Raw genomic sequence first — 15,728 nt, 5'->3', positions numbered from 1 at the left:
CCGTAGCGGATCAGCCCCGCCCACGCTGCCCGCTACGTCGCCGGCAGTCGCGGTTCCGCGCCACCAGACCAGGTCCTTCAGCCAAGGCCGGCACACCGGACCCTGTGATAAATATCGACGCTATCAAATAGATAGCTACACTCCAAATAAACGCCTGGGCTAGGGGCGTTTTGAGGCCCAAGTCCAGAGCCAGGCACCGCCCACAATCATCGGCACACACAGCCACTGACCCATGCTCATGCCCAGGGCCAGGATTCCGAGGAACTCGTCCGGCTCGCGGAAAAACTCCGCAATAAAGCGGAACACGCCATAGCCCAGCAAGAATGCGCCGGAGACCTGACCTGTCTTGCGCGGCTTGCGCGCATACAGCCAGAGCAGCACAAACAGTAGCAGGCCCTCCATCAGGAACTGGTAGACCTGCGAGGGGTGGCGCGGCTGCATGGAGCCGCTGTGCGGAAATACCATTCCCCACGGTAATGCCGGGTCGCTGAAACGGCCCCAGAGCTCACCATTGATGAAATTGCCGACACGCCCCGCCGCCAGCCCCGTCGGCACACAGGGCGCCACAAAATCCATCACCTGCAGCCAGGGCCGCTGGCGCGAGCGCGCAAACCACCACTGCGAGGCCAGCACGCCCAACATGCCGCCGTGAAAGCTCATCCCGCCCTGCCATACAAAAAAGATCTCCAGCGGATGCGACAGGTAGTACCCAGGTTTATAGAAGAGGCAGTAGCCAAGCCGCCCACCGATGACCACCCCCATGACACCCAAAAACAGGATGTCTTCAATGTCCCTGCGCGACCAGGCGCCCGGGCCGGTGATAGACGCGTAAGGCTCGTGGCGAAGGCGCCGCGTAGCCAGGAAAAAGAACAGGCCGAAAGCCGCCAGGTAGGTCAGGCCGTACCAGTGAATGCCGAGGGGGCCGAGCTGGAGTGCAACGGGATTGATTTGGGGATGGATGAGCATGGGCGGTATTTTGCACGCAGCCTCGCGGCGAAGCCGTAGGAACGGGCTTACGCCAGTCACGCTGAATTAGACTTCGCTCACCGCTGCAAATAAACACACCATGCGCAACCCTTCCCGCCTTGCCCTCGTCGCCAGTTTATTGAACCTGCTTTTTATGCAACAGGCTGCGGCGCAGGTCTACCAGTGTCTGGATGCGGGCGGCAAAAAAGTGTTCTCACAATTGCCCTGCGCTACCCAAGGCGGTAACGGCGAACAACTCATCATGCGAGCCCCTGGCGGTACCCCTGCACCGGCAGCTCCTGCCGCGGGCATGCCGTTGAAGGGTGAGCCGGGCGTGCTCTACGGTAACGGTAGCGCTGCCCCAGCGCCAAAAGACTGGGCTGCAGAAAATGCAGCGGCCAATGCCCGGGCAGCGGCCGCCGACGCCTCCGCTGGCCGCTCTGGTCAGGCCGCACCTTCGGCCTTGGGCGGCCTGCGGAAACCAACGCCAACGTCTGCCGGCGCCACTGACAAGCAGATCATTGCCCATTGCGAAGCCAATCACGGTGCGCGCTGCAGCAGCGCAGGCGAAATCGCGCAACGCCGAATGGAGCAACGTGTCCTCTCGCCATCTGAACGCGAACAGCAGCAACGCGCGGTTTCGGACCGCAGGCAGCGTGAGCGCGAGGAAGCCTTTAACCGGATCATTCGTCGATAAAAGCCATAAAGCGCGCCAGCGCCGGATTCGCGCTTGCGGCGGGCCAGACAAGGCTGGTTTCGCAGCCCGGCACGGCAGCAGCGCCGCGCAACGGCGCTTTGCCCACAGACACGCCGCGATACACCACACCCGGCCGCTGAAACTGCCGCACGCTTTCCGGCACCCAGGCCACACCCAACCCGGCCGACACCAGGTTGACGATGGTCTGCATCTGGATTGCCTCCTGCGCGACACGCGGCAGCTTGCCCGCGGCGTGGTACATCGCAAAGATCGCGTCGTAAAGCGAAGGCAGGATGCGCCGCGGAAAGATCACCAGAGGTTGCTCAAGCAGATCCTTCAGGGCAAGCAGCGTCTGGCCGGCGAGTTCGCTCTGCTCCGGTATCGCCACCACCAGCGGGTCCTGGCTGATGCGGCGGCATGCCAGGCCGGGCGGCGCGAACCCGGGTGAATGCAGAATGAATCCCGCATCGATTTCGCCGCGCTCAAAAGCCTGTAGCTGCACGTCGCCGGTCGCTTCGATCAATTCGAGCTGTACTTTGGGGTATTGCTCGCGGAACGCCCGCACCCAGCGCGGCAGCAAATCAAAACCGGCGGTCGAAACAAACGCCAGCCGCAGGCGCCCAGCTTCGCCGTCGGCGCTGGCGCGCGCATAGGCCGGCAGCGCCTGCGCGCGGGCCAGCAGGTCGCGCGCCTCGGGCACGAGGGCCGCGCCTGCCGCCGTGAGCTGCACGCTGCGCTTGGTGCGGTCAAATAGCCGAAGCCCCAACAGCACTTCCAGTTGCGCGATGGCCTGCGTCAGCGGCGGCTGGGTCATGTTCAGGCGCTGGGCTGCACGGCCGAAATGAAGTTCTTCGGCTACGGCCAAAAACTGGCGCCACAGCCGGAGCTCGATCAGGGGCGCTTTACGGGGATCCATGGCATCACTCATATGCCAAGCATATTAATACACCATAAATAATGGATTGGAAAGAATCAGTCAAAGCACGCATACTCTGCTTTTCTCTGCTTTTCCTACAACAGCCCAAGGCCGCATGCCCGGGCATGCAATTCATCCACGAGACACCCCCAATGAACACCAAAACCGTCAACATCGTTGCCAACCCCCGCAGCAAAAACATCACCGAAGGCAAATCGCGCGCGCCCAACCGCTCCATGTACTACGCCATGGGCTACGAGGCTGACGATTTCAAGAAGCCGATGATCGGCGTGGCGAACGGCCACAGCACTATCACGCCCTGCAACAGCGGCCTGCAAAAACTGGCGGACGCAGCGATTGCAGGCATTGAAGAGGCCGGTGGCAACGCGCAGGTGTTCGGCACACCCACCATCTCTGACGGCATGGCCATGGGGACAGAGGGCATGAAGTATTCCCTCGTCAGCCGCGAAGTGATCTCGGACTGCATCGAAACCTGCGTGCAGGGCCAGTGGATGGACGGGGTGCTGGTGGTCGGCGGCTGCGACAAAAACATGCCTGGCGGCCTGATGGGCATGCTGCGCGCCAACGTGCCGGCGATCTATGTTTACGGCGGCACCATCCTGCCGGGCACTTACAAAGGCAAAGACCTCAACATCGTCAGCGTGTTTGAAGCCGTGGGTGAAAATGCCGCCGGCCGCATGAGCGACGAAGACCTGCTGCAGATCGAGCGCCGCGCCATTCCAGGTACCGGCAGCTGCGGCGGCATGTATACGGCCAACACCATGTCCAGCGCTTTTGAAGCGCTCGGCATTTCGCTGCCCTATTCCAGCACCATGGCCAACCCGCATGACGAGAAAATGAACTCGGCCAAGGAGTCGGCCAAGGTGCTGATCGAAGCCGTCAAGAAGGACATCAAGCCGCGCGACATCGTCACCAAGAAGGCGATTGAAAACGCCGTAGCGGTGATCATGGCCACTGGTGGCTCGACCAATGCCGTGCTGCACTTCCTGGCCATCGCCCACACCGCCGGCGTGGAATGGTCGATTGATGATTTCGAGCGCGTGCGCCAGCGCACACCGGTGCTGTGCGACCTGAAGCCGTCCGGCAAATACCTCGCCGTTGATCTTCACCGCGCAGGCGGCATTCCCCAGGTGATGAAAACGCTGCTGGCCGCAGGCCTTCTGCACGGCGATTGCCTGACGATCTCCGGCCAGACCATCGCCGAGACGCTCAAGGACGTGCCGGAGGTGCCTCGCGCCGATCAGGACGTCATCCGTCCTATCAACAACCCCATGTATGCCCAAGGCCACCTGGCCATCCTGAAAGGCAACCTCTCGCCCGAAGGCTGCGTGGCCAAAATCACCGGCCTGAAGAACCCCGTCATGACCGGCCCGGCCCGGGTGTTTGACGATGAGCAATCTGCGCTGGCCGCCATTCTGGCCGGCAAGATCAAGGCCGGCGACGTGATGGTGCTGCGTTACCTCGGCCCCAAAGGCGGCCCCGGTATGCCTGAAATGCTGGCCCCGACCGGCGCTCTGATTGGCGCGGGCTTGGGCGAGAGCGTCGGCCTGATCACCGACGGACGCTTCTCGGGCGGCACCTGGGGCATGGTGGTCGGCCACGTCGCCCCAGAGGCCGCAGCCGGCGGAAACATCGCCTTCATCCACGAAGGGGACTCCATCACCATTGATTCGAAACAACTGCTGCTGCAGCTCAACATCAGCGATGCCGAGCTGGCAAAGCGCAAAGTGGGCTGGAAAGCACCGGCACCACGTTACATCCGCGGCGTGCAGGCCAAATTCGCGTTCAACGCGTCAAGCGCCAGCAAGGGTGCAGTGCTGGACGACTATTGAGACGGTCGATTTCGATCACCTGAAGAACAAAGAGCCCGTGAAGTTACAGACTTCACGGGCTCTTTGCACTACGGCTACGTCCCCGCAAAAAAGAGCGGTTAAATTGGTAGCTAGAGAGGAATTTGTGCAGGAGACTTACGCAAACTGAAATGAAAAGTCCCAGGATCCAAGAAGTGGTCTGGTTTCAGACTATTTCTTTTTCTTCTTGGTTGAAAGCATGCCCATGGCATCACGCTGCTTGTCGATGCGGTCTTGCCTTCGCTTGTCCATTTTTTCAACTTCCTTGCGCTTGGTGTAGCCCGTCGCATCAGCGTACCACCACCATACCGCAGCCAATGCAAACGGCGACAGCACGATGAACCAGCTCCATGTTGCGACGGGTCCGATCTCCAGGTACTTCAGCGTCAACGCCACAATGCCAATCAATAAAAAAAACATGCTTTTCTCCCGAAAATATCGACCAGGCCAACGGGTATCCCCCTTGAAATAGGGGTCAACCGGCACTACTACAATCACGTTAATTGACTGTAACCGAATCCACAACTCCCCCACGAGGACTCTTCATGAAACGCATTCTTCTGGTACTCGCTTCCATGGCTGCAGGTCTTGCAGTGTCGACCCCTGCCCTGGCCGACCTGCAACTGGCGACGGCCAAGAACTGCATGGCCTGCCATGCAGTCGACAAAAAACTGGTGGGCCCTTCTTACAAAGACGTCGCCACCAAATACGCCGGCCAAAAAGACGCCGCTGACAAGCTGGCCGCCAAGATCATCAAGGGTGGCTCAGGTGTCTGGGGCCCTGTGCCCATGCCTGCCAATGCGCAGGTCAACCCTGACGAAGCCAAGAAGCTGGCGGCTTGGGTCCTGGCAACCAAATAAGCGGTTTACACCCCCCGCAAAAAAGCCCGTCTTTGACGGGCTTTTTTATGCCTGATTCAGCTCACATCACTGCTTTTCAGACAGCTGATCCAGGATGGCGCGGTTTTGTGACCACACCACATCGCTTCGCGATATGAGTGGCCCCCAAACCCTGCCCCAGCTTCGCTGACGCGGCTTTGCCGCGCTCTCGATCACTGCTTTTCAGACAGCTGATCGAGAATGGCAGGGTTTTCCAATGTCGACGTGTCCTGCGTGATGGCCTCACCTTTGGCGATGCCGCGCAGCAGGCGGCGCATGATCTTGCCGCTGCGCGTCTTGGGCAGGTTGTCGCCGAAGCGGATGTCCTTGGGTTTAGCGATGGGGCCGATTTCTTTGCCAACCCAGTCGCGCAACTCTTTGGCAATCGCTTTGGCCTCGTCACCCGTGGGGCGTGAGCGCTTGAGCACCACAAAAGCCACGATGGCCTCACCGGTCAGATCATCAGGCCGGCCCACTACGGCGGCTTCAGCCACAAGCGCAGAATGCGCGACCAGCGCCGATTCGATTTCCATAGTGCCCATGCGGTGGCCCGAGACGTTCAGCACGTCGTCAATGCGGCCGGTGATGCGGAAGTAGCCGTTCTCGGCATTGCGCACCGCGCCGTCGCCGGCCAGGTAGATCGTGCCGCCCATCTCTTCCGGAAAATAGCTTTTCTTGAAACGGTCTGGATCATTCCAGATCGTGCGGATCATGGAGGGCCACGGCCGCTTGACGACCAGCATGCCCCCCGAGCCGTTGGGCAAATCCTTGCCCGTCTCATCCACGATGGCGGTCATGATGCCAGGCAAAGGCAGCGTGCAGCTTCCAGGCACCAATGGCGTGGCGCCTGGCAGCGGCGTGATCATGTGGCCGCCAGTCTCGGTTTGCCAGAAGGTATCCACGATGGGGCAGCGCTCACCTCCCACATTTTTGTAGTACCACATCCAGGCTTCAGGGTTGATGGGCTCACCGACCGAGCCCAGGATGCGCAGGCTGCTGAGGTCTGAGCGCGCCGGATGCACCTTTTCGTCACCTTCGGCGGCCTTGATCAGCGAGCGGATCGCTGTGGGCGCCGTGTAGAAAATCGTGACCTTGTGCTTTTCGATCATCTGCCAGAAGCGGCCCGCGTTCGGAAAGGTGGGGATGCCTTCAAAGATGATCTGCGTCGCGCCGGCCGCCAACGGGCCGTAGGCCACATAGGTGTGGCCGGTGATCCAGCCGATGTCGGCTGTGCACCAGAACACGTCCGCGGGCTGGATGTCGAAGGTCCAGTCCATGGTGAGCTTGGCCCAGAGCAGGTAACCGCCCGTGCTGTGCTGCACGCCCTTGGGTTTGCCGGTCGAGCCCGAGGTGTAGAGAATGAAGAGCGGGTGCTCAGCGCCGACGAACTCGGGCTCGCACACCGGCGCTGCCTTGGCTGTGATCTCGTGCATCAGGCTGTCGCGCCCGGCCACCATATTGCAGGCCGTGGCGGTGCGCTGATAGACGATTACGTTTTTGATCGATTCGCAACCACCCATCGCGATGCCTTCATCCACGATGGCCTTGAGCGGTAACTCTTTGCCGCCGCGCAACTGGTAGTTGGCCGTGATGACCGCCACCGCGCCTGCGTCCTGGATACGCTCCTGCAGACTCTTGGCCGAGAAGCCGCCGAACACCACCGAGTGCGTGGCGCCTATGCGCGCGCAGGCCTGCATGGCCACCACGCCTTCAACCGTCATCGGCATGTAGATGATGACGCGGTCGCCCTTCTTGATGCCCGCGCCCTTGAGCGCACTGGCGAACTGGCTCACCCTGGCGTGCAGTTCCTTATAGGTGACGTTGGTGACCTTGCCGTCATCGCTTTCGAAAATGATGGCTTTCTTGTTTTCGACCGGCGTGCCGAGGTGGCGGTCCAGGCAGTTGTAGGAGGCGTTGAGCTCGCCGTCGGCAAACCATTTGTAGAACGGGGCTTTGGACTCGTCCAACGTCTGGGTAAACGGTTTTTTCCAGCTGAGATTTTCGCGTGCCAGTCGGGCCCAGAAACCTTCAAAATCCTTTTCAGCTTCGGCGCACAGGGCCTGGTAGGCCGGCATGCCGGAAACGCGCGCGGCCTTCACCGTGGCGGGAGCAGGCGGAAAAATGCGATTTTCAACCAGGGTCGATTCGATTGCGGATTGGGGGGCGCTCATTGTTGTGTCTCCTGTTTGTCACTGAATGCGTGGTACTGTCTTCTGTCGCACTTACAAGCCACTGACTGGCTTGAACCTTACAAAAAGGCATCGAATCGGGGGTGGCCGCCGCCCCTCTTACAATGCCGCAACCCTACCAGCTTACGCCATCATGACTGAACCCACCCAGACCCCAAGCACCGGCAAAATCTCCCCGCTCCGGCCCCTGCCCAACCTGATTTTCGCCAGCCGCTGGCTGCAGCTGCCGCTCTATCTGGGGCTGATCGCCGCACAGGCGGTATACGTGGTCCATTTTCTGGTCGAACTGTGGCACCTGATCGAAGCGGCCTTTGGCAGCCAGACCGCCCTGCAGTCGCTGATCACCAGCATCGGCTACAAGACCGCGACGCCCATCGTGACGCTCAACGAGACGGTCATCATGCTCGTGGTGCTGGCCCTGATCGACGTGGTGATGATTTCCAACCTGTTGATCATGGTCATCGTCGGCGGTTATGAAACCTTTGTGAGCCGCATGAACCTCGAGGGCCACCGTGACCAGCCAGAATGGCTGAGCCACGTGAACGCCTCGGTGCTCAAAGTGAAGCTGGCCACGGCCATCATCGGCATCAGCTCCATCCACCTGCTCAAGACTTTTATCAACGCCGACAATTACACCGACAAGGTCCTGATCGCGCAGACGGTGATTCACATCGCCTTCCTGTTCTCGGCACTGGCAATCGCGTACACCGACAAGATCATGTCGGGCATCGCCGCGCAAAAGCACTGAGCCTTATTCGGACGCCATGGCCGGCCCCCTGGGGCTACCGCGCAGCAGCAACAGCGTGCCCGCCACGCCGGAGAGCAGCGAGCCGCAAAGCACGCCCAGCTTGAGCTGCGTCTCGTAACCGGCGTCCTGCCCGGCGAAGGCCAGCGTACCGATGAAAAGGCTCATGGTGAAGCCCACACCGCAGAGCAGGCAGACACCCATAAATTGGCGCCAGCTGGAGTCAGCCGGCAACCGTGCGCCGGCAAAGCGGATCAGCAGCCACGAAGCGCCAAACACCCCCACCGCCTTGCCCACAAGCAGGCCGGCCGTGATCCCCAGAGGGATGCTCTGAAGCAGCGTTCCCATCGTCACGCCTTGCAGCGAGACCCCCGCGTTGGCAAACGCGAACATGGGCAGCACCGCAAAAGCCACCCAGGGATGCAGCGCGTGCTCAGCCGCCTTCAGCGGCGAGCCGCCCTTTCCATCCGACAGGGGAATCGCCAGCGCGGTGAGCACGCCCGCCAGCGTGGCATGAATCCCCGACTTGTAAACAAACAGCCAGATCACCAACCCCACCGCCACATAAGGCCCTATCGCCATGACCTTCGCCCGGTTAAAGGCCAGCAAAATCAGCGCGCCCAGGCCCGCAGCCAGCAGTGCAGTCACTGATAAACCGTCGGTGTAGAAAAATGCAATGATCAGAATGGCTCCCAGGTCGTCAATGATGGCGACAGCCGTCAAAAACACCTTGAGCGACGCCGGCACCCGGCTGCCCAACAGGACCAGGATGCCCAGCGCGAAGGCAATGTCCGTGGCCGCCGGAATCGCCCAGCCGCGCATGGCGATCGGATCGCCGGCGTTGATGCCCATGTAGATCAGCGCCGGCGCCACCATGCCGCCCAGCGCGGCGCCCGCGGGTAGCAGGGCCTGGCTACGCGAAGCCAGTTCGCCATCCAGCAATTCCCGCTTGATCTCCAGCCCCACCAGAAAGAAAAACACCGCCATCCACAGGTCGTTGACCCAGTGCAGCAGCGACTTGGAAAGCACCAGCAGGTCGCCGCCCACGCGTACCTCCCCCGGCAGTTGCACAAAGCGGGTGTAGGCCTCGCCCCATGGCGAATTGCTGACAAGCAGCGCCAGCACAGCCGCCAGCGCCAGAACTACGCCAGAAAGCGACTGCGAATGGATGAACTGGTTGAGGGTGCGGTGAACGAGTTTCAGCATGGCCCATTGTCCCAGACACACAGGCGACCGACACGCCCGGTCCTCTCATGCCAGCAGGCGCTGCGGAGCTGGCTTCGCCAGTCCGCAGGCACGCCCCCTGCAAGGGGGAACAGGCTACACCGAGTGAGGCTGGACGGGGGTGTGCCTACTTTACCGGCCGACCATGTCCCCTGGTATTACCCACTGATCGAATTGCTCACCCGTGACATAGCCCGAGGCCAGCGCTGCGTCGCGCAGGCTGCTGCCTTCCTTGTGCGCCTTCTTGGCAATGAAGGCCGCCTTGTCGTAGCCGATGTGAGTATTGAGTGCCGTCACCAGCATCAGCGAGCGATCCACCAGCTCGGCGATGCGTTCCCGGTTGGGTTCTATGCCCACAGCGCATTGGTCGTTGAAACTCACCATGCCGTCAGCAAGCAGGCGCACGCTCTGCAAAAAGTTGTGAGCCACCATGGGCCGGAACACATTGAGCTCGAAGTTCCCTGAGGCGCCGCCGAAGTTGATCGCCACATCGTTGCCGAACACCTGGGCCGCCAGCATGGTGACGGCCTCGCTTTGCGTCGGGTTGACCTTGCCCGGCATGATGGACGAGCCGGGCTCGTTCTCGGGAATGCTGAGTTCGCCGATGCCGCTGCGAGGCCCGCTGGCCAGCCATCGCACGTCGTTGGCGATTTTCATCATGCTGGCCGCCAGGGTCTTGAGGGCACCGTGCGCATGCACCAGGCCATCCACCGAGGCCATCGCTTCAAATTTGTTGGGCGACGTGACAAAAGGCAGGCCGGTGAGCGCGGCCAGCTCGGCCGCTACCTGTTCGGCATATCCCTTTGGCGCATTCAGCCCCGTGCCGACGGCGGTGCCGCCCAGTGCCAGTTCATACAGGTGCGGCAAGGCCGCGCGCACGTGCTTTTCGCCGTGGTCCAGCTGCGCGACGTAGCCCGAGAATTCCTGGCCCAGGGTGAGCGGAGTCGCATCCTGCAGATGGGTGCGGCCTATCTTGACGATGCCGTCGAAGTCTTTGGCTTTCTGCGCCAGCGTGGCCCGCAACTTCGCAATCGCCGGCAACAGTTTGTGCGTCATCGCTTCCACCGCCGCCACATGCATGGCCGTGGGAAACACGTCGTTGGACGACTGGCTGCGGTTGACATCGTCATTAGGATGTACCAGCCGGCCTTCGCCGCGCTCGCCGCCCAGGATTTCGCTGGCGCGGTTGGCCAGCACCTCGTTGACGTTCATATTGGTCTGCGTGCCCGAGCCGGTCTGCCACACCACCAGCGGGAACTCGTCTGCATGCTTGCCCGCGATCACTTCGTCGGCGGCGGCCACGATGGCTTTTGTTTTCTTCTCGTCCTGCAGGCCCAGCGCATGGTTGACCCTGGCCGACGAGCGCTTGACCTGGGCCAGCGCCTTGATGATCTCGCGCGGCTGCTGCTCGCCCGAGATATCGAAGTTCTGCAGCGAGCGCTGCGTTTGCGCGCCCCAGAGTTTGCCGGCGGGTACCTCAATCGGCCCGAAGGTGTCGCGCTCGGTGCGCGTGGTGCTGCTTGTCGTCATGGAGTGTCCTGCGCTGTCAAAAACAATGGATTGAACGCTCAGTATGACGGCAGACGAGAAAGATTCTCATCTGAGGGGTTTTGCCCCCTCCATCCCGTTCTGTGCGTACCGCTGGCCCGAGGACGGATAATTACAGGGTTTGGCCTCAATTCCCCGAAACGATCCTCATAACGACCACCCCCACCATGACCACGATCAAGCAAGCCGACCTCATTGAATCCGTAGCCGCCGCATTGCAGTACATCAGCTACTACCATCCCGCCGACTACATCGCCCATTTGGCGCGCGCCTATGAGCGCGAGCAGAGCCCCGCGGCCAAGGACGCGATTGCGCAGATCCTCACCAACAGCAAGATGAGCGCCACCGGCCAGCGCCCCATCTGCCAGGACACCGGCATCGTCAACGTGTTCCTCAAAGTTGGCATGGACGTGCGCTGGGAAGGGTTCACCGGCAGCCTGGACGACGCCATCAACGAAGGCGTGCGGCGCGGCTACAACCACCCCGACAACACCCTGCGCGCCTCAGTGGTGGCCGACCCGCAGTTCGACCGCAAGAACACCAAGGACAACACACCGGCCGTGATCTTCACCGAGCTGGTGCCCGGCAACAAGATTGACGTCACCGTGGCCGCGAAAGGCGGCGGCAGTGAAAACAAAAGCAAGCTGGTGATGCTCAACCCCGGCGACTCGGTGGTCGACTGGGTGCTGAAAACCGTACCCACCATGGGCGCCGGCTGGTGCCCGCCCGGCATGCTGGGCATTGGCATTGGCGGCACCGCCGAAAAAGCCGTGCTGATGGCCAAGGAAAGCCTGATGGACGACCTCGACATGTACGAGCTGCAGGCCAAATCGTCCTCGGGCGCTAAACTGAGCAAAACCGAAGAACTGCGCCTTGAGCTGTTTGAGAAGGTCAACGCGCTGGGCATAGGCGCGCAGGGCCTTGGCGGCCTCACCACCGTGCTCGACATCAAGATCAAGATGTACCCGACGCACGCTGCCAGCAAGCCGGTCGCGATGATCCCCAACTGCGCCGCCACGCGCCACGCACACTTCGTGATGGACGGCAGCGGCCCCGTCTACCTTGACCCGCCCTCACTGGACCTCTGGCCCAACGTGAACTGGGAACCCGACTACAAGAAGAGCCAGAAAGTCGACCTCAACACGCTCACCAAGGAAGAAGTCGCCAGCTGGAAACCCGGCCAGACCCTGCTGCTCAACGGCAAGATGCTGACCGGCCGCGACGCCGCGCACAAGCGCATCGCCGACATGCTGCTCAAGGGCGAAAAACTGCCGGTTGATTTCACCAACCGCGTGATCTATTACGTCGGCCCGGTCGATCCGGTCAAAGGCGAAGCGGTTGGCCCCGCCGGCCCTACTACCGCCACGCGCATGGACGGGTTTACCGAGATGATGCTGGCGCAGACCGGCCTGATTTCCATGGTCGGCAAGGCTGAACGCGGCCCGGTCGCGATTGAAGCCATCAAGAAGCACCAGAGCGCCTACCTCATGGCAGTCGGCGGAGCGGCCTACCTCGTCTCCAAGGCCATCAAGCATGCAGAAGTGGTGGGATTTGCCGACCTGGGCATGGAAGCGATTTATGAGTTCGACGTGGTCGACATGCCGGTCACCGTCGCGGTCGATGCGGGCGGCACCAGCGCCCACATCACCGGCCCGGCAGAGTGGCAGAAGAAGATTGCTACCGGCGAGTTCAAAAACATCCCCGTCGCGGCGGCGTGACCGAAAGCCATGCCGGAGCTGCCCGGCCGGTCGGTGTGTTCGACAGCGGTGTAGGCGGCCTCAGCATCTTGAGGTCCTTGCGGGCGCAGCTCCCCGCCGAATCCTTTGTTTACCTGGCTGATGCGGGCTTCGCGCCTTATGGCGAGCGTGGCGACGCCTTCGTGATCGAGCGCACACGCGCCGTCGTGCGCCAATTGCGCGACGTGCATGAGATCAAGGCGCTGGTGATCGCGTGCAACACCGCCACGGCAGCCGCCGTCCACCTAGTGCGCACGGAGCACCCGGACCTGCCGCTGGTTGGCGTGGAGCCGGCACTCAAGCCGGCCGTTGCACTGAGCAGGACCCGCCGCATCGGCGTGATGGCAACGCGCGGCACGGTAAACAGCGGCAAACTGCGCGCATTGCATGACTCGCTGAAAGACCAGGCGGAGTTCATCCTGCAGCCGTGCGACGGCCTGGCCGATGCGATCCAGAACCACGATACGGCAAAGATCAACGCCTTGTGTGAGCAGTACACAGAGGCGATGGCGCCTTGGGGCGGCCTGCCCGGGCAGGTCGATACCCTGGTGCTGGGTTGCACGCACTACGCCTTCGCATGGAACACGCTGCAAGCGCTGGTGGGCCCCGATGTCCGCCTGATTGAGACCGGCGAGCCGGTCGCGCGGCAGACCCGCCGCTTGCTGGAGGCCGCCGGGCAGGCGCAGGCGGATGACGCACCCGGCCGCGTTACCCTGCTGACGACAGGCTCGCAAGCGCCGCTGGAAGCTGCCGCGCACCGCTGGCTGGGCCTGTAGCACAAGCCTGAACGCCGGGGCGGCAGGCCCAACCAACCTGGAAAACTTTGAAAAGCGCCCCTGGAGGCTCAATCCCACGCAGGTAACGCGGATTAGCTACAGTTTTGATAGCAGCCTGCGCCGATTTTAAAAGGGCTACAGCCCTAAAACGCTTAAAAACGTTAAACCAGCAGGCAGGCTGCTTCCGTCTGATCGTCCAGGCGGCGAAGTTCCGGTACCTCCTCCGCGCAGCGTGCGATGGCCTGCGGGCAACGCGTGCGGAACACACATCCCGAGGGCGGAGACATGGGCGACGGCAAATCGCCTTGCAGCAGCTGGATCACCTTCTTGCGTTCCAGCGCCGGGTCAGGGATCGGAATGGCCGACAGCAGTGCCTGCGTATAAGGGTGGCGCGGCGACGCGTAAAGCGCCTTCTTTTTTGCCACCTCCATTTCGTGCCCGAGGTACATCACCAGGATGCGGTCGCTGATGTGTTTGACCACGGCCAGGTCATGCGCGATGAAGATCAGCGCCAGGCCCATCGATTTTTGCAGCTCCTTCAGCAAGTTGATGATCTGGGCCTGGATCGAGACATCCAGCGCCGACACCGGCTCGTCGCAGATGATGAGCTTGGGCTCCAGGATCAGCGCCCGCGCGATGCCGATGCGCTGGCACTGGCCGCCTGAAAATTCATGCGGGTAGCGGTTGATCTGCTGCGCCATCAGCCCGACGCGGCCCATCATTTCCTTGACGCGCTGCATCACCTCGGCCTCCGCCATGCCCGGCCGGTGCGTGCGCAGTGGCTCGGCAATGATTTGCGCGATGGTCATGCGCGGATCCAGCGAAGCCAGCGGATCCTGGAAGATCATCTGGATGTCGGCCCTGACGCCCAGCCAGGCCTGGCTCGAAGCACCTGTCATCTCCTTGCCCATCCAGACAATGCTGCCGGCAGTGGCCGGGATCAGGTTCAGGACGGCGCGCGCCAGGGTCGACTTGCCGCAACCCGACTCACCCACGACGCCCAGTGTTTCACCCGCATGAATGTCGAAGGAAATACCATCCACGGCTTTCAGGGTGCGGGCCGGTGACCAGGGCCAGGCACCGCTTTTGATCCTGAAATGCACCTTCAGGTCGCGCACCGACAAAATGGGCTGGGTCTCATGCATGGGCTGCCCCCTTCACCACCAGTTCGGCCACGGCTTCGCTTGAACGATGGCAAGCCCTCAGCACAGCCGGATTGTGCGTGGCAGGCAGCAACGCGGGCATCACATCCGGACACTGGTCGCTGGCCAGCGTGCAGCGCTCGCTGAACGGACAGCCCTTGGGGAGTCGCGCCATATTGGGCGGCGCACCAGGAATGGCAACCAGCGCCTCATCGTCGGCGTCCAGGCGCGGTATGGCGCCCAGCAGCCCCACGGTATAGGGATGCGAGGCACCGTAAAAAATGCTGTCGGCACTGCCCTGCTCCATCACGCGCCCGCCATAGAGCACCATGACCTCATCGCACAAACCGGCCACCACGCCCAGGTCATGCGTAATCATGACGATGGCGGTGCCGAAGTCGCGTTGCAAATCGCGCAGCAAGGCGATGATCTGCGCCTGCACTGTCACATCCAGCGCGGTCGTGGGCTCATCGGCAATCAGCACTTCAGGCTCGCACAGCAAGGCCATGGCAATCATCACACGCTGGCGCATGCCGCCCGAAAACTCATGCGGGTACATGGTGATGCGGCGGGCGGCTTCAGGGATCTTGACGGCGTCCAGCATTTGAACCGACCTTGCTCGGGCGGACTTCCGGTCAAAGCCCTTATGGAACTGCAGCACCTCGGTCATCTGCCGCTCCACCGTCAGGTAGGGATTCAGCGAAGTCATGGGGTCCTGGAAGATCATCGCCACGCGATTGCCGCGTATCTTGTTGAGCTCGGCCGGCTTCATGGCCAGCAGGTCCTGGCCCTTGTACAAGGCCTGGCCGGTAGCCTTGCCGTTGCTCGCGAGCAAACCCATCATGGCCAGCACGCTCTGGCTTTTGCCGGAGCCGCTTTCTCCTACGATGCCCAGGGTCTGGCCGCGCTCCAGCGCAAAGTTGATTCCGTTGACGGCGTAGATCAATCCGTCCTGGGTCCGGAACTGGACCCCGAGGTTCTTGACGTCAATCAGGCTCATGGTGTGTTCATGGGTTTAGAGCTTTCCGGGCGTGCCGTGG

The 15,728-nt window shown here is 62.0% G+C and carries 14 protein-coding genes; 6 read left to right on the top strand and 8 right to left on the bottom strand.

Going from position 1 to position 15,728, the window contains the following annotated elements:
- Positions 1–159 precede the first annotated feature (159 nt).
- Positions 160–966 (bottom strand): prolipoprotein diacylglyceryl transferase, encoded by an 807-nt coding sequence (gene lgt / locus ACQ4MS_RS16935; protein WP_431095795.1) that lies wholly within the window; start codon positions 964–966, stop codon positions 160–162.
- 100 nt (positions 967–1,066) lie between these two features.
- On the opposite strand from lgt, the gene ACQ4MS_RS16930 reads away from it, so the two are divergent.
- Positions 1,067–1,663 (top strand): DUF4124 domain-containing protein, encoded by a 597-nt coding sequence (locus ACQ4MS_RS16930; protein ID WP_431095794.1) that lies wholly within the window; start codon positions 1,067–1,069, stop codon positions 1,661–1,663.
- Here the strand turns inward: ACQ4MS_RS16930 and ACQ4MS_RS16925 are convergent.
- Positions 1,650–2,579, bottom strand: coding sequence for a LysR family transcriptional regulator (locus tag ACQ4MS_RS16925; RefSeq protein ID WP_431095793.1), 930 nt, complete (start codon positions 2,577–2,579; stop codon positions 1,650–1,652). The two genes, ACQ4MS_RS16930 and ACQ4MS_RS16925, sit on opposite strands and share 14 nt — an antisense overlap.
- Positions 2,580–2,731: 152 nt before the next feature.
- Between ACQ4MS_RS16925 and ilvD the strand changes: the two genes are divergently transcribed.
- A complete protein-coding gene (gene ilvD / locus ACQ4MS_RS16920) occupies positions 2,732–4,432 on the top strand; it encodes a dihydroxy-acid dehydratase (RefSeq protein WP_431095792.1) in 1,701 nt (566 codons plus the stop codon).
- A 189-nt stretch (positions 4,433–4,621) separates the two neighbouring features.
- Here the strand turns inward: ilvD and ACQ4MS_RS16915 are convergent, their stop codons facing one another.
- Positions 4,622–4,870, bottom strand: coding sequence for a TIGR04438 family Trp-rich protein (locus tag ACQ4MS_RS16915; protein ID WP_431095791.1), 249 nt, complete (start codon positions 4,868–4,870; stop codon positions 4,622–4,624).
- Between the two features lie 125 nt (positions 4,871–4,995).
- Between ACQ4MS_RS16915 and ACQ4MS_RS16910 the strand changes: the two genes are divergently transcribed.
- Complete coding sequence (locus tag ACQ4MS_RS16910; RefSeq protein WP_431095790.1) at positions 4,996–5,310, top strand: c-type cytochrome; 315 nt, start codon at positions 4,996–4,998, stop codon at positions 5,308–5,310.
- A gap of 191 nt (positions 5,311–5,501) precedes the next feature.
- Here the strand turns inward: ACQ4MS_RS16910 and acs are convergent, their stop codons facing one another.
- Positions 5,502–7,499, bottom strand: a complete 1,998-nt coding sequence (gene acs, locus ACQ4MS_RS16905; protein ID WP_431095789.1) for an acetate--CoA ligase — start codon at positions 7,497–7,499, stop codon at positions 5,502–5,504.
- A gap of 151 nt (positions 7,500–7,650) precedes the next feature.
- Between acs and ACQ4MS_RS16900 the strand changes: the two genes are divergently transcribed.
- Positions 7,651–8,265, top strand: a complete 615-nt coding sequence (locus ACQ4MS_RS16900; protein WP_431095788.1) for a YqhA family protein — start codon at positions 7,651–7,653, stop codon at positions 8,263–8,265.
- 3 nt (positions 8,266–8,268) lie between these two features.
- On the opposite strand, the gene nhaA is transcribed toward ACQ4MS_RS16900, so the two are convergent.
- Both nhaA and fumC read right to left on the bottom strand, forming a co-directional pair.
- Complete coding sequence (nhaA, locus tag ACQ4MS_RS16895; RefSeq protein ID WP_431095787.1) at positions 8,269–9,468, bottom strand: Na+/H+ antiporter NhaA; 1,200 nt, start codon at positions 9,466–9,468, stop codon at positions 8,269–8,271.
- A gap of 150 nt (positions 9,469–9,618) precedes the next feature.
- Positions 9,619–11,016, bottom strand: a complete 1,398-nt coding sequence (gene fumC, locus ACQ4MS_RS16890; RefSeq protein WP_431095786.1) for a class II fumarate hydratase — start codon at positions 11,014–11,016, stop codon at positions 9,619–9,621.
- A gap of 185 nt (positions 11,017–11,201) precedes the next feature.
- Here fumC and ACQ4MS_RS16885 point away from each other — a divergent pair, with 185 nt between their 5' ends.
- Positions 11,202–12,752: a fumarate hydratase gene (locus ACQ4MS_RS16885; RefSeq protein WP_431095785.1), complete on the top strand. Its 1,551-nt coding sequence runs from the start codon at positions 11,202–11,204 to the stop codon at positions 12,750–12,752.
- Positions 12,749–13,546: a glutamate racemase gene (gene murI, locus ACQ4MS_RS16880; protein ID WP_431095784.1), complete on the top strand. Its 798-nt coding sequence runs from the start codon at positions 12,749–12,751 to the stop codon at positions 13,544–13,546. The genes ACQ4MS_RS16885 and murI overlap by 4 nt, the downstream gene beginning before the upstream one ends.
- Positions 13,547–13,707: 161 nt before the next feature.
- Here the strand turns inward: murI and oppF are convergent, their stop codons facing one another.
- Both oppF and ACQ4MS_RS16870 read right to left on the bottom strand, forming a co-directional pair.
- A complete protein-coding gene (gene oppF / locus ACQ4MS_RS16875; RefSeq protein ID WP_431095783.1) occupies positions 13,708–14,691 on the bottom strand; it encodes a murein tripeptide/oligopeptide ABC transporter ATP binding protein OppF in 984 nt (327 codons plus the stop codon).
- Complete coding sequence (locus tag ACQ4MS_RS16870; RefSeq protein WP_431095782.1) at positions 14,684–15,688, bottom strand: oligopeptide/dipeptide ABC transporter ATP-binding protein; 1,005 nt, start codon at positions 15,686–15,688, stop codon at positions 14,684–14,686. Before ACQ4MS_RS16870 ends, oppF begins: the two co-directional genes overlap by 8 nt.
- Positions 15,689–15,728 lie beyond the last annotated feature (40 nt).

Source organism: Polaromonas aquatica, assembly GCF_050626995.1.
Lineage (GTDB): Bacteria > Pseudomonadota > Gammaproteobacteria > Burkholderiales > Burkholderiaceae_C > Polaromonas > Polaromonas aquatica_A.
Note: the sequence above shows the minus strand (reverse complement) of the source record. Positions and strands in the feature narration are given on the sequence as shown.